Below are 14,491 nucleotides of genomic sequence, written 5' to 3' on the forward strand. Positions count from 1 at the left end.
AAGGTGTAAAAACATTTCTCCTATTATATAGTAGATGCTGCATCTAGTGGATACTGGATCGTTATCGTAGCCCCATCGTTCTAACTGCACCGCTTACTCTGCTTCTGGCTCCCAATCATACTCCATCCGCTTCGCCGTAAGCTTCGCAACCTCCATCCCATGATAGCGTCCAACCATATGTAGAGACATATGAATACCAGCAGAGATACCACCGGACGTTACAATCCAGCCCTGATCGACGAACTTCACGCCGGACTGCACCTCGACATGCGGATAATCCTCCTCCAGTCGCTTGAGATCCATCCAATGCGTTGTTGCACGCAGTCCATCCAACAGACCTGCTTCAGCGAGCAGGAGTGCGCCTGTACATACAGAAGCAATCTGTACGCCTGCTTCCGCATAGCTGCGAATCCAGTTCAGTACCTCTGGCTTATAAATCTCGATTTCCTCTGCTCCATAGCCTCCTGGAATAATGAGCAAATCCAGGCGTGGCAATTGATCGAAGCTATATTGCGGCTGCACCTGCAAGCCGTTACGAGCACGAATCATTCCACCATCTGCGGATACCGTATGCACCTGGAAGCCTTTCATACCCGGTTCTGTTTCGGTAATAGAGAACACTTCAAATGGCCCGGCAAAATCCAGCACCTCTACTTCATCAAATAAAAAAATGCCGACTTGATACGGCTTGCATACAGGTCGTTCCATCGTCTCTTCCCCCTTGAATGGTTACGTATGTTACGTATCTTGTATTTAACGCTACTCTCAGAATGACGAGCAGGTATCGTTTCAATCGCCTCAATAGCTGAATATGCGTATGTAGATCATGCTGAATATTTTGATTCTTCCTATAACTATACCGCCTTATGCTGCAAACCGCTTCTGAAATTTTAAATCGTATACGGTCTAGCCTGCTCTTTACCCTTATTGACTTATCTTCATTCTAAGATGGTTACACCCTGCATGCTAGAAAATGAGCAAAGCATGCGCTCTCATCGCAAAAAATAAAGTTACAATGGAGCGAAAAATCGCCATTGTAACTTTATCGTTCAAGACTTTATGTATATTTTACCCATTGCAACCACAAAAAGAGCAGCTTTTGTGCATTATGGACAAAAAATCGGAGGATAAGCTTCCAATTTTCTGGATTTAGAACCATAGTTATGTCAGGTTTTTTAGTGTAAAATGTTTCTTACTGTTATTTGGCACTGCACAGTAATAGAGCATGAACCATAGGCTTTCTGAGCGTTTCAAGCTCGCTATAACAACAAAAAGATAGACGAAGGGGTACGATCATCATGAATTCAATCGCTAAAGCAAGTAAATTTGTCGGGGATACCTTCTCTGTCTGGGTGATTCTTTTTGCATTATTAGGCTTCCTACTACCTGAATGGTTCACAGGGCTAAAAGGACAAATCTCACTTTTACTCGGCATCGTTATGTTCGGTATGGGGCTAACGCTATCTTCTGCGGATTTCCGTGAAGTGTTTCGCCGTCCACTCGATGTCACACTTGGTGTGATCGGTCACTATATTATTATGCCGCTGCTCGCTTATGGACTGGCGGTAGGGCTACATCTTCCACCTGATATTGCAGTAGGTGTGATTCTCGTCGGCTGCTGCCCAAGCGGTACCGCCTCCAATGTGATGACCTTTCTCGCCAAAGGCGATGTTGCACTTGGCGTATCCATTGCCTCGGTATCGACCTTAATCGCTCCGCTGGCTACACCCGCGATGATCTCTCTGCTTGCTGGTCAATGGATGAATGTGAGCGCCAGCAGTCTGATTCTCGATATTTTAAAAGTTGTGATCATTCCGATCGTGCTGGGCGTCATCGTGAAGGCGTTGTTCCGCAAGCAGGCGGAGGCAGCAGCAGTGACGTTACCGTTCGTTTCTACACTGGCGATTGTACTGATCGTCGCGATCGTCGTCGCGCTCAACAAAACGCATATTGTGGAATCCGGTTTGCTGATTTTTGCAGTTGTGATTTTGCATAATGGTCTGGGCTATGCGCTCGGCTATGGCTTTGCCCGTCTCGTCGGTATGAGTCCAGCGAAGCGCAAAGCGATTGTATTTGAGACGGGCATGCAAAATTCTGGCCTTGGCGCCAGCCTTGCTGCTGCTCACTTCAATCCGCTTGCCGCTGTACCGAGCGCAATCTTTAGCGTATGGCATAATATTTCCGGCTCTCTGCTTGCCACCTGGTTTGCACGGCGTGAGCAAAAGCGTCAAGCCCAGCAACAGAATCCTCCAGCTGTCTAAGCGCATAGCAAGCAAAGCTCTGATGCCACATGTACCCATGTGGTGTCAGAGCTTTGTTGTTTTGCGCCTATAGCTGAACTTAATCCGCCATCTGGGCTTGCTGACTCGCGTCCTGCTTTTTGCGTTTACTGGCATCATGCAACAGATCGGACAGTGTATATTTTCTCAAATATTCAATCGCCTGTCCTTCCGCATCCTGCATTACGCTGCTCAGTGCATCGCTCAATGGTGCACAGCTTGTTTTGAACGTCTCGCGCCCTTGTTCTTCGGTACGAATGGCCTGATAAATGTCTGCCAGTGTTAATGTATCTGCTGGTATACGCAGCGAATAGCCCCCATCTCTTCCTTCACGCGTATCGACAATGCCGTGACTAGCTAGCGTCGCCAGAATACGACGTAAAAATGTCGCATGTGACTGAACCTGTGCAGCGATGATTGAGCTTGATACGGTGCCTCCATTGTGTGCAAGGCCTGCCAGGGCGTGCACAGCGGTGTTGAATCGTGCAGGACCAATTGATCTGGCTCTAGATGCAGTCATAACCTTCCCCCTTCTCTTTCCTCATCTCAGATTTTAGCTCAGCGATTAAGTTAAAGCAACACTAATTTGTACTTTCTACAATTCGGCAAATAATAGGTTCACGCACAATTATATGCTTATATGCTTCATTCCGATCACTTTCAAAAGATTCCAGCAGAGCACCCTTTTGCACTTTTCAATTCAGGATCGTGTGTCGGGAATTGAATCATGCTTATAAGCTAAAGTAGAGTTTAAAGTTCATCGATCTTCACGCTTCTACGTATGATTTGACGTATACGCGTTCAAGCTATATTCGTAGCTAAAAAGGCTGTCCCGATCACGAAGCGTGTGCTTCAACGGAACAGCCTTTTGGTTGACTGCGATACCAGCTATCCATGTCGATATGACTCGGTATAGCTGGGGCGACAGCGGTGATCTAAGTATGAATTACTTGGTGAACGTTTCTGTCAGTACAGGAACAACCTGAGACTTACGGGAAACGACACCTTTCAGCAGTGCAGTGTTGTTGTTCAGAGATACATTGTATGCTGCTTCTACAACATCCTGACGTTTACCCAGTGCCAGACCGACAGAGTCATTGTTCAGGATATCTGTAACGACGAGCAGGAACAGATCCAGACCCTTTTGCTCGATAACGCCTTGAATTGTTTGCTCCAGTTCAGCTTGCAGGGACAGTACATCGTTGATTTCAACGGTGTTAACCTGTGCGATTTCAACCTTTGCATCGCCCATCTGGAATTCTTTTGCATCCAGAGAGATCAGCTGTGCTGGTGTTTTGCCGCTCAGATCAGCGCCTGCTTTCAGCATATCCAGGCCGTATTTCTCTGCATCTACACCAGCGATTTCAGCCAGCTCGCGCGCTGCTGCTACGTCTTGATCGGTGCAGGTTGGGGACTTGAACAGCAGGGAATCCGAGATGATCGCAGACAGCATCAGTCCAGCGATTTCCTTGGTGATTGTTACACCGTTCTCTTTGTACAGCTTGTTCAGGATCGTCGCTGTGCAGCCTACTGGCTCTGCGCGATAGTACAGTGGAGCGCTTGTTTCGAAGTTAGCGATCCGGTGGTGGTCAATAACCTCTGTAACTGTAACTTGATCGATATCGTCAGCACTTTGCTGGCGCTCGTTGTGATCGACGAGGATAACTTCCTTCACTTCGCTCACTTTGTCAACCAGACGCGGTGCAGCTACTTTGAAATAATCCAGTGCATATTGTGTTTCACCGTTCACTTCGCCGAGACGAACAGCCTCAGCATCCACGCCCAGCTCTTTTTTCAGGGCTGCATAAGCGATTGCGGATGTGATTGTGTCTGTATCGGGATTTTTATGGCCAAAAACCAGTACCTGTGGCATAATGACACTCCTTTAATGATATAGGTTTGCGGGAAAAGTATATCTTACTTTGCCCGTTTTCTTCAATAGTATACCTTGATTCCAAATTAAAATGAAGTTTATTCTTACTATTTTTATAGGAATTAACAAATTTAACCCGATCCATTTATAGCTACAGCAGCATAGGAGCAGTATCGCTCCGAGCGGACTAGCGTATCATTGATCCTGTAGCAAGTCGGAGACGGCTTAACCGGACAAAGGATTCTACTATGTTGCCCGATTGGGGTGAGTAGAGTAGCTGTGTGTACAGATTCATATCTGGCTGTACCCACGGTAGTAACTGAATGCCCTCTGTGCTGCCCTGCTGAATGCCCATTCCCTGCACCACATATTGTGGCAGAAAACCAATCCCCCAGCGCTTATCAACCGCCTGCCGAATTGATTCCATGCCTGCCATCTCCCAGCGAATATCTGCCTTAACTGCCGCCTCCTGCATCGTACGCAGCAAATACGCCCGATACGTACAGCCTTCCTCTGTCAAAATAAGCGGATGCCCTTGTAAATCCATAGCCGCTATACCTGCCTGTTCGCTTAATTCATGTCCTTCTGGCAGCAATACCATCATGTCCACGGCAAACAGAATCGCTGTGTTCATGCCATCCTCTTGCACCGGAACATCCAGTATGAGTGCGACATTAATCTTCCCCTGCTGTAGCTGAAGAAGTAGCTCCGACTCCGAAGCAAGGACAATCCGTACCTTACAATCAGGCTGCTGGGCGCGAAATTGCTCCAGCAGCTCGGGCAGCACATAGAGGGATAGCGATTCGATCGTTCCGATGGTCAGTATATCCTCCTGCTGGCATGGTGCCTGCAATGCTTGATGTGCCGCCTGCTGTAGCTCTAGCATTTGCCGAGCATAGGGAAGGAGCTGCTCTCCGGCTGCTGTAGGCACCACCTGATTCCCACTGCGAACGAGCAGACGCTGCCCCCCATATAGCTGCTCCAGGCGCTGGATATGGTTCGTGATGCTGGACTGCGCATAGTCCAGTTCCAGCGCTGTGCGTGTATACGTTCCCCATTTGACCAGCTCGCAAAATGTGCGCAAATAGAGCAGTTCCATCTCTCTTCCTCCTGCTATCCGTCATCGATTGGTGTACCTGTGATGTACTATTATGCACTCGATACGGATCAGAGCGCAATGGTCTATTGGAATAGAGTCGTGCGTATGAAGCTGGCGATAATCTTACGTAGTACAAGCTTATACATGACGATTATAGATAGGATGATCAGATACATACATAGGAGCGATAACGATGTACATGTACACTGATGGTTGCATTATCGATCAGATCGATAGCAATCATCAGACTTATCACCGTAGCTGCATCGATTCGATCACGTACAATAAATCGTATATCCATTATCAATTGATCAGAGGAGATGTGATGAATATGACTCAAGCTACACCTCGTTATTCTGCTGTACTCCATACCCCCGCAGCCCCACCGGAGCAGGCGGCATCGTATTTTGCAATGCGCGCTGCTTATGAAACGGATGTGGCCGATGTGATGTCGGATATGCACAAGGGTGCTATCTCATTTCGTTTGTTAGATGTGCGCGATGCCGTTGCCTACGAGCAGTGTCATATTCCAGGGGCGATCCATCTAGCAGGCAGACAGATTAATACACAGACGACAGCGGATTGGGATCGCGAGCAGACGATTGTGACGTATTGCTGGGGACCTGCATGTAATGGCGCTACCAAGGCAGCGGCTACGCTCGCCAGTCTTGGCTTTCGCGTGAAGGAGCTGCTTGGCGGTATGGAATACTGGCGGCTGGAGGGCGGCTCGTTGGAAGGTAGTTTAAAAGAACAGGCACCACTGCACTGGCGTATGCCGGATCAGGTTCGTTAATGGGATTTAGTGGGAGGCTGCTCTGCTCGTCACTACATGAAACAGAATTTCAGTAAGCCGTTCGCAATTGCTGCGTACAGGAGCATAAAAAGGGGCTACAATTCTAACTACTATTTAACGTTTCTGAATAGATTGTAGAGTGAAAGAACAGAATATCTAGCCAAAGATATAACAATTACAGCCAGACAATGAACACAGCAAAATAAAGTCATCTTTCGTAGTAAGCAACAGTTATATTTCATAAGCAACAAGCTGCTATGTCCCCACATAGCAGCTTGTTATCGTTCGCTATCTATTTTTCCTCAACCTTCAAATTCATGCTGCAATATCGAGTACAGCAGCGAATCATGATACGCCCCCTTGTACAACCAGTGCTCTCTCATTCTTCCCTCCAGCTTCATCCCGATGCGCTGCATCACCTTCTCCGATGCCGTATTTTCCGGTCGACATTTGGCAAAGATGCGATGCACACCCAGCTCATGAAAGCCTAGCTGTAATAAAGCATTACAGGCTTCCGTTACATAGCCCCTACCCTGATAGGCAGGATGCAGCACATAGCCTAGCTCGGCATTCGTGGATTCTATAATATGCAGACCTGCTCCACCGATGAGCATATCGTCTTCTTTTCGGCAAATCGCCCATTCATAGCCTGTTCGTGGATTCGCTTGCTGCATCTGGATGACGTCCTGCACATAGCCTCGTGTGTCTGCCTCTGTATTTGGTCCCCATGCTGTATGTATTGTCACTTCAGGTAGGGTAGTGTACTGGTGTATGTATGTCCAATCTTGTTCTACAATCTCGCGAATAATAAGTCTATCTGTACTGAATTGCATGCTGAATCACTCCTTTGATTGTATCGGGTACTTAGTTATCTACAGAGATAGTTACTTATATACACAGAAGTTTACGCTATTTTATACTAGCTTATCGCATCTGGGGTAAAATTTATAATCATATGACCTGTAGTGCCCATTTGAGTTAAGCTTACATTGTACAGGCTTGTATCTATTGCATCTGAAATGCTTTGTCATAGTAATGAAAAATAGGAGGCTACCTATGGACGATCTATCTAAGGAAGTAGACGAGCTACAAAAACAGTTTAGCAGCTCACTCAAGCAATACAGCGAAATGGAGCAAAAGCATTTACTAGAGCAGTTTATACATAATTTAAAAGGTCATAAGGAAAACCAGCCTTATGTGAATGAGGACGATTTGAGAAGCGATTGGGATCGGATTAAAGAATATTTTAGTATTCCATTTGTGCGATATTCCTATCTGTTGGCTATTTTAATTCCGGTTGTTGTGGTTATAGGATTTATTTATATCGCTTTGTGGGTAGAATAGAGTACTGGACAAGAATGAAGAAGACAGTGGATTTTTCCTGTTTTTTAAAATGTCAGCGTTTCACAAATGGTTCTTTCGCCTTATAATGAATTATCAGGATTTTTTACCTGTTAATTACAATTATCTGCGATTCGAGTATTGGATGCCAATTTCATAAGGGGGCGCTTCTATGCTGGAAACACTGGAACCACAATTTTGGAGTATGACGTATCAGGAACGTATCTCTCCACAGGAAGCCTTTGATCTGTACGATGAGCTGGATGCAGTCGAACTCGATGACATGATGGGCGTATGGCGCGGCTTTGAGCTGCATACCGGGCATCCAATGGAGGGTGCATTAGAGAATTTACACTGGTACGGCAAAGCTTTTCATTCCGTGAACCAGGTTGATCCCCTGCTCTTTTACAAGCGTAACGGTAATATTTTCGCTGCCGATCCGGGTCGCATTTTTGATAAAATGAAGATTATCCCGAGCGATGGCGGAGAAGGTCGTCTGCGGATGGTCGAGCATCGTGGTCGCATTACAGCTACACTGCTGTATGATCACTTGCCAATTATGGATCATTTTCGCCGTGTGAGCCCTGATGTGCTGATGGGCTATATGGATATGAAGGGCAATACGGAGCCGTATTTCTTTTATTTGAAAAAGCTCGGTTGAGTTGAAGGCAAACGGGGCTAGGTGCTGTTATAAAATTGTATGGTGTGGATATGGTATGGTACGAATATGGATTGAATTCACTCGCATCGATACGGATCAAATCTGAAATAGAATACACCTATACGATCATCTGTATGAATCGAATAATATCACAACTGAAATAGACATAAACAAGCGTAGCTGCGAGTGCATGAGTAGCTGCGCTTTTTGGCATACCTATAAGATTGCCCTCCTCTTATGCTCTCTACGAACAGCACTTGATCCACCAACGAAAAGCAATTCAGCCACCAGTTTATAAAAAGTTTAAACTTCGTTTAAGCTCTGGATAGAATCAGCACCCTTTTATTTATGGGAACTTTATCTTCGTGATCTACACTACCTCTATAGATATTACATAGACCAGAATCAGGAGGAAAACGAATGAAGAAGTACCCCGCTTATCTCATGCTGCTTGCTGGTATAGTAGCAGCTAATAGCCTATCCGGCGTGCCTGTCGCGCTCGCGGCTCCCGCCAATGTCTCTGCTACACAGAATAACACCACAGCGAATCGCACGCTTGCATCCTTACCGACCATCTCACTCCAATCCGGCGTTAGCGTCCGACTGACGGATATCCAGCTTTCCGCACGGAATACGAGTGGTGTATTAACCTACACACTCACCTACACCAATAAAACCTCCAATCCCTATAAATTAGTCAATTCCTTCTCACGCGCCTATACCTCGCAAAATGGCTTTGTTAAAGGTGTTCCTGTTCCCGAAGATAAGGATCGTATCACAATCGCCGCAGGTAGCAGTCAGGCGATCACGTATTATGTACGCGTACAGAATCAGAATGCCGTCGCTGCTAGTAAGATTGCCATGTACGGCTGGGATTTTAATAGCTCGTCTTATGAAAAGAAGCTCGGTACGTTTACGATTCCTGCCAGCTATTCCGCTGCTATTCCGTCCGGACAGAGCAAAAAGGTTACCGTTAGTGGTACACCGCTCAAGCTACAGACCCAGCAGCTACAGATTGTGAATTTTAATGGCAAGCGCTATGCACGTCTAACGGTCAATTTGACGCATCTGGGAAGCGGAGTCCTAAGCTCACTGCCCTACACGGCGTATTTGCAATCCGCAGGCGGAGCTAGCTATGAGCTTGCACTGGATCAGACAAGTCGCAAGCTAGATATTCAGCCTGGCGAGACCAGCAGTGTGAATTACGTGGCTGCTATTCCTGATTCACTCCAAGCAAACAAGCTGGTAATGCAGATTACACAAACGAATAACGCAGCAGATGGCAAAAGTGACGCCACCTCCAATACGACCAGTCTGGAGCTGCCTGTCGCTTCCTTTAAGCTGCCTGCTGCCAGTGCTTCCAGTCTGATCGTCCCAATTGCCAAGTCACGCAAGCTCACGATTGACGGAACGACGATCGATACACAGTTGCGCGCTGCCAGCATGTCGACCAGTGGCGATAAGGCGGCATGGACACTGCAATTCCGTTTAAAAAATACAGGCAATAAAACGATCATCTTACCCGCTTATGAGACATCGATTCGTTCATCTGAGGGCTATACATTCCCTATTACAACCAAAGCCTTTTCCAGCCTGACACTGAAGCCACTGGAGGAAAAGCTCGTCCAATTGTCTGCCGAAGTTCCGCTACAGCTCAAGCAGCAACAGCTTCAGTTGCAATTGATTGAGCCTGCTGCAACAGTAGCACAGGATAGCAATACGAGCGGTGCCCAAGCAACGGAAACGGCACGTACCGGTACGTCGATTATTTTACCGACCGCCTTTTATATGATTCCGTACCAGCAGGAGCAGCGTCAGTCGATCCAGACCGAGTATACGTTTGATAACAATTATGGCAGCTTCGGCGCTACGGTTGAATCGGTACAGCGTCTGCCATGGACAACCGATGATATCGTCGTTACCAAGCTTCGTCTGCATAATGCAGGTGCTTCCTCCATTGATCTGCCTGCACTTGGCGGCTGGATGAAAACACAAAATAACCGGATCAGTCGCTCGATTCAGCTTATTCCTGAAAATAATGACAGTTCACTTGGCGCTGGCGAGAGCCGTGTCTACTATGCAGTCGCTCATTTTGATACAGGGATCGATATGGATCAGCTCAAGCTGGAGCTGGCTCCAGCTGCGGATTCATCGTCGGACAACTCAGGCAAGACCACATCGTCCACACTGGATAACAGCAATCCGTTCCTAGCGCTTACGATCGGACAACCTGATTCTGCTGTTGCCCGTATTGCTCGCGGGGCATCATTCCATATTCAGACGAATGGTAAAAAGGCTGAAATCAAGGAACGCCGTACACTCACCTATGGCGAAAATAGCCAGAAGATCGTATATACCGAGCTGGATATGAAAAATGAAGAAAAACGCAGTTCCGCATCATCTCGTCTCGTCGCCTACTACAAAACAAAAGATAACGAATACTATGAAGCCACTGTTGTACAACCTGAGCAAGCAATCGGCCCGGACGGCAAGAGTCTGATCAATGTATCTGCCAAGCTCCCTGCTTCGGTGAGCACCGCTGATCTGACACTCGTGATCGGTGAAGGAATTACCGATGGCAAAATGGCTGCAACAGGCACCGCACCAACTGGCTATATTAATGCGACTGAGCTCACCCTTCGTCCACAACCAGCACCAGTTGCTACAAGTGCAAGCAGTGAGATGGATCTGTTCCCGTATCGCTTCGCCATTAACGGTGCAACCGGAACGCTCAATCAAGGCGAGGATACGATTGCGATTAATATGACGTATAGCCTGAGCAAAGACAATACGTACACGATGGGCACATATGGACATACACTGGTGCTGCAATGGGTCGATCAGAATGGTCGCATTCAGGAGAAGAGCTTTGCACCAGGAACGGATCTCACCATTGGTAAGTCGATTCCGTACTCACTTTCCCTGACAAGCAATACGTACAAAACAAGCACCGGCGGTAACTTTACCATTAATGTATACGACGAATTCCAGGGCGAACGCATATTGCTCGGTACGCAGAGCTACCCTATCGACTACGCTGCAATCATTATTCCACCTACCAGCTCGTCACAGGGGAATGGCAATACACCATCTACCGGCGGAACAGGCAATGGTTCTGGTTCTGGTTCTGGTTCTGGTTCTGGTTCTGGTTCTGGTTCTGGTTCTGGTTCTGGTTCTGGTTCTGACAAAGGAAATGACAACAATCCCAGTAACGGCAGTCAAGCTGGTAAATAACGGAGGCTCTCATGTATAACAAAAAGAAAATCTGGATCACTGTAGCTGTGGTCGTTGCGCTTGCTGCTGCCTCTGCTACGGTCTACCTTTTATGGCCCAAGCAGGTACAGGAAACGGTGATTGATGCTACCCCCTCCATCGCCGTGCAAAAGGGCGAAATTACCGTCCTGATCAAAGGCTCTGGCGCTGTCAAAGCAACCAATCAGACCGTTGTTTATACCGAACAGGAGGGCACCATTCGCGAGGTCAAGGGCAAACTGAACGAGCGCGTCAAAAAAGGACAGGTGCTCATCACCTACAAGCCCAAGGATAACACCAAGGACGTAACGCAGCAGCAAAATACACTCAAGCAGCAACAAACCGACCTGCATGATAAGCAGGAGCAATACAAGCAGCAAATGATGGACAATGCCGCCCAGACCGATCTGGACAGCACCCGTCAGGCGATTGAAAAGGCAAAGGATGACATCGCCACCACTCAGACTGAGATTGCACGTCTACTCAAGGAGCAAGCGCCTCCGGCTTCACTTGTCGCTCCCTCGGATGGCACGATTACAAAGGTAAGTGTCTTCTCTGGCAGTGCAACCAGTGCAGGTGCCGAAGCATTTACGATTGTGAACTATCGTGATCTGAGTGCTACGATTCAAGTGGATGAAATGGACATTTTAAAGGTACGTCAGGGCATGAAGGCAACGCTTGCGCTGGATGCTTTACCCGATCAGACTTTTTCCGGCCATGTGTCCACGATTGCCAATGAAGGCTCTGCCAAAAATGGCGTTTCCACCTTCGGTGTAACGATCCATCTGGATGATCCCGGCGAGATCAAGGCAGGCATGTCGGCACAGGCAAGCATTCTCGTACAGCATAAGCAAAATATACTGGTATTGCCGATTGAATCGGTCATCCAGCAGGGCAATCGGTATGTCGTGAACAAGCTCAATAGCACCGCAGGAGCCGCACCAACCTCCAGCCCATCGACAGAAGAGCTGCCCGTTACAGTCGGTATTCACGACCAGAGCCAGGTCGAGATTATTAAAGGGCTAAAAGAAGGCGAGCTGGTCAGCCTACCCTCCTCTGATATGAGTGGACTGAGTACATCGACGGATTCAGCTAATCAGGGAATAGGCGGCTTTACAGGGGATAGCTCCACTACGACCGATTCCAGCTCATCAGCTGCAACGGATAGCTCCTCCACAAGCAGTGGCAGCACAAGTAGCGATACAAGCAATAGCAGCACGGGAGGTAGCGATAGCTCCAGTAGCGGAGGTGCCAGCTAAGATGGAGCCTTTGATACAGATTGAACATATGTCGCACGGCTATATGATGGGTGGACAACGGATGCCGATTTTACAGGATATTTCGCTCACCGTGCATAAAGGAGAATTTGTCGCGATTATCGGTCCTTCCGGCTCTGGTAAGTCCACGCTCATGAATATGATCGGCTGTCTCGATCTGTCCAATAGCGGTGATTATAGGCTAGATGGTCATAATGTGCGCAAGTTATCCGATAATCGACTTGCCCGCATCCGTAACGAGAAGATCGGCTTCATTTTCCAGAGCTTCAATCTACTGCCCAAGCTATCCGCTGTGGAAAATGTCGAGCTGCCGCTCATCTATCGCGGTCTATCTCATCGTGAACGCAAAGCGCGAGCGGTGCAGGCATTAGAGCAGGTCGGACTAGAAGAGCGTATGCATCATCGCCCCAATCAGCTATCCGGTGGTCAGCAGCAGCGCGTCGCTATCGCACGTGCGCTAGCTGGCGATCCACCGCTTCTACTTGCCGATGAGCCTACCGGTGCACTGGACACGAATACCGGGCGTGAAGTGATGCAAATGATCAAAGGGCTGCATGCACAGGGGCATACGATCATTTTGATCACACATGATCTGGATATCGCTGATCAGGCGAAGCGAGTCGTGCGCATTCAAAATGGGCTGCTGACCGAGGACCGGAGGAATGAAGCATGATCTTTTTTCAAAGTATACGCATGGCGCTACTGAGCATCATCGGCAATAAAATACGTTCATTTCTAACGATGCTGGGCATTATTATCGGCGTCTCCTCTGTTATTCTGATCGTATCGCTCGGCCTCAGCTTCAACAACCAGGTAACCGATCAATTTGGTGATCTGGGTACCGATCTGTTGTCTGTGAATATTTTCGGCTATGGAGCGGTCACCTCCATGACACCAGAGGAAGTGAACGATCTTGGTCATATCCCCGGTGTCGGCGGTGTATCGCCGACCATTACCGGCAGTGTCACGGCCAAAAATCGCAATCGCAATACGGATACAAATGTAGAGGGTGTATTACCGGCGTATGAATACGTCAAAGACTTTCACGTACAGCGCGGACGCTTCCTACTCAATATCGACAATCAATATCGGCAAAAAGTCGCCCTGATCGGCTCCGAGACAGCAACGAAGCTGTTCGGCATGCAAGATCCGGTTGGACGCGATATTCGACTGAATGGTGATACCTTTACCATCGTCGGACTGCTCAAGGCAAAGGGCGATAGCCTGATGGGCTCCAATGATAATAAAATCCTCATTCCGCTAGCTACCGCAGAGCGTTTTTTGCAAACAAAAGGGATTCAATCCTTCGAGGTTAAGGCGCGCAATCCGCAAAATATTCCGGCGATCAAGGAACAGCTACAGCAGGTGCTGACTACCAAAATTGGCGATCCATCCGGCTTTGATATTTTCGATGCGCAGGCGATGATCCAATCAGCAGAGAAGACGACTGCTCTGCTCTCTGCTTCCCTCGCAGGTATTGCCGGCATCTCTCTGATCGTCGGCGGGATCGGGATTATGAATATTATGATCGTATCGGTCAATGAACGTACACGCGAGATCGGTATTCGTAAAGCAATTGGAGCGAAAAAGGGCAATATCTTGCTGCAATTTATGATCGAATCGATCTTCCTGAGCACGCTGGGCGGTAGCTTTGGCATCGGTACAGGGCTCGGACTCGTATGGATTGCCGGGCATTTCACACCATTTCAGATTCAATATGCGTGGAGTATGGTGGTAATCTCGTTTGCCTTTTCATTTATTATTGGAGTGGTGTTCGGTATTATTCCAGCGAACAAGGCAGCACGTCTGCGTCCGATCCATGCACTGCGTACGGATTGATTCGATTGATGCGGAGTGGTACACCTACCAGGGCACAGCATTATCCTATTGTGCATTCTATTCTATGCTACAATAAA

Annotated in this window: 13 protein-coding genes; 8 read left to right on the plus strand and 5 right to left on the minus strand. The window is 47.8% G+C overall.

Features of this window, described 5'->3' with window-relative positions:
* Window positions 1-93: 93 nt before the first annotated feature.
* Window positions 94-708: a DJ-1/PfpI family protein gene (locus SK066_RS19960; RefSeq protein ID WP_320542775.1), complete on the minus strand. Its 615-nt coding sequence runs from the start codon at window positions 706-708 to the stop codon at window positions 94-96.
* 590 nt (window positions 709-1,298) lie between these two features.
* On the opposite strand from SK066_RS19960, the gene SK066_RS19965 reads away from it, so the two are divergent.
* Window positions 1,299-2,261, plus strand: a complete 963-nt coding sequence (locus SK066_RS19965; protein ID WP_320542776.1) for a bile acid:sodium symporter family protein — start codon at window positions 1,299-1,301, stop codon at window positions 2,259-2,261.
* Between the two features lie 79 nt (window positions 2,262-2,340).
* Here the strand turns inward: SK066_RS19965 and SK066_RS19970 are convergent, their stop codons facing one another.
* The 3 genes from SK066_RS19970 to SK066_RS19980 form a co-directional block, all read right to left on the minus strand.
* Window positions 2,341-2,799, minus strand: coding sequence for an RrF2 family transcriptional regulator (locus SK066_RS19970; protein WP_188777403.1), 459 nt, complete (start codon window positions 2,797-2,799; stop codon window positions 2,341-2,343).
* A 426-nt stretch (window positions 2,800-3,225) separates the two neighbouring features.
* Window positions 3,226-4,152, minus strand: coding sequence for a manganese-dependent inorganic pyrophosphatase (locus tag SK066_RS19975; protein ID WP_250344943.1), 927 nt, complete (start codon window positions 4,150-4,152; stop codon window positions 3,226-3,228).
* A gap of 187 nt (window positions 4,153-4,339) precedes the next feature.
* Window positions 4,340-5,251, minus strand: a complete 912-nt coding sequence (locus tag SK066_RS19980; RefSeq protein WP_320542777.1) for a LysR family transcriptional regulator — start codon at window positions 5,249-5,251, stop codon at window positions 4,340-4,342.
* Window positions 5,252-5,444: 193 nt separating this feature from the next.
* Here SK066_RS19980 and SK066_RS19985 point away from each other — a divergent pair, with 193 nt between their 5' ends.
* The gene (locus SK066_RS19985) at window positions 5,445-6,044 is read left to right on the plus strand and encodes a rhodanese-like domain-containing protein (RefSeq protein ID WP_320542778.1); all 600 of its coding nucleotides are present in this window, start codon (window positions 5,445-5,447) and stop codon (window positions 6,042-6,044) included.
* Between the two features lie 302 nt (window positions 6,045-6,346).
* On the opposite strand, the gene SK066_RS19990 is transcribed toward SK066_RS19985, so the two are convergent.
* The gene (locus SK066_RS19990) at window positions 6,347-6,877 is read right to left on the minus strand and encodes a GNAT family N-acetyltransferase (protein WP_320542779.1); all 531 of its coding nucleotides are present in this window, start codon (window positions 6,875-6,877) and stop codon (window positions 6,347-6,349) included.
* Between the two features lie 223 nt (window positions 6,878-7,100).
* On the opposite strand from SK066_RS19990, the gene SK066_RS19995 reads away from it, so the two are divergent.
* The 6 genes from SK066_RS19995 (at window position 7,101) to SK066_RS20020 (ending at window position 14,414) form a co-directional block, all read left to right on the plus strand.
* Window positions 7,101-7,388, plus strand: a complete 288-nt coding sequence (locus SK066_RS19995; protein ID WP_188777411.1) for a hypothetical protein — start codon at window positions 7,101-7,103, stop codon at window positions 7,386-7,388.
* A gap of 169 nt (window positions 7,389-7,557) precedes the next feature.
* Window positions 7,558-8,046, plus strand: a complete 489-nt coding sequence (locus SK066_RS20000; RefSeq protein ID WP_250344940.1) for a DUF4334 domain-containing protein — start codon at window positions 7,558-7,560, stop codon at window positions 8,044-8,046.
* A 420-nt stretch (window positions 8,047-8,466) separates the two neighbouring features.
* On the plus strand, window positions 8,467-11,280 hold the full coding sequence (locus SK066_RS20005) for a hypothetical protein (protein WP_320542780.1): 2,814 nt from the start codon (window positions 8,467-8,469) through the stop codon (window positions 11,278-11,280).
* An 11-nt stretch (window positions 11,281-11,291) separates the two neighbouring features.
* Window positions 11,292-12,557, plus strand: a complete 1,266-nt coding sequence (locus tag SK066_RS20010) for an efflux RND transporter periplasmic adaptor subunit (RefSeq protein WP_320542781.1) — start codon at window positions 11,292-11,294, stop codon at window positions 12,555-12,557.
* Between the two features lies 1 nt (window position 12,558).
* The gene (locus SK066_RS20015) at window positions 12,559-13,248 is read left to right on the plus strand and encodes an ABC transporter ATP-binding protein (RefSeq protein WP_320542782.1); all 690 of its coding nucleotides are present in this window, start codon (window positions 12,559-12,561) and stop codon (window positions 13,246-13,248) included.
* Window positions 13,245-14,414 carry an ABC transporter permease gene (locus SK066_RS20020; RefSeq protein ID WP_320542783.1) on the plus strand — a complete coding sequence of 390 codons (1,170 nt, stop codon included), beginning with the start codon at window positions 13,245-13,247 and terminating at the stop codon, window positions 14,412-14,414. The genes SK066_RS20015 and SK066_RS20020 overlap by 4 nt, the downstream gene beginning before the upstream one ends.
* Window positions 14,415-14,491: the final 77 nt, after the last annotated feature.

This window comes from Paenibacillus hunanensis (genome assembly GCF_034055775.1).
In the GTDB taxonomy this organism is placed as follows: Bacteria; Bacillota; Bacilli; order Paenibacillales; family Paenibacillaceae; genus Saccharibacillus; species Saccharibacillus hunanensis.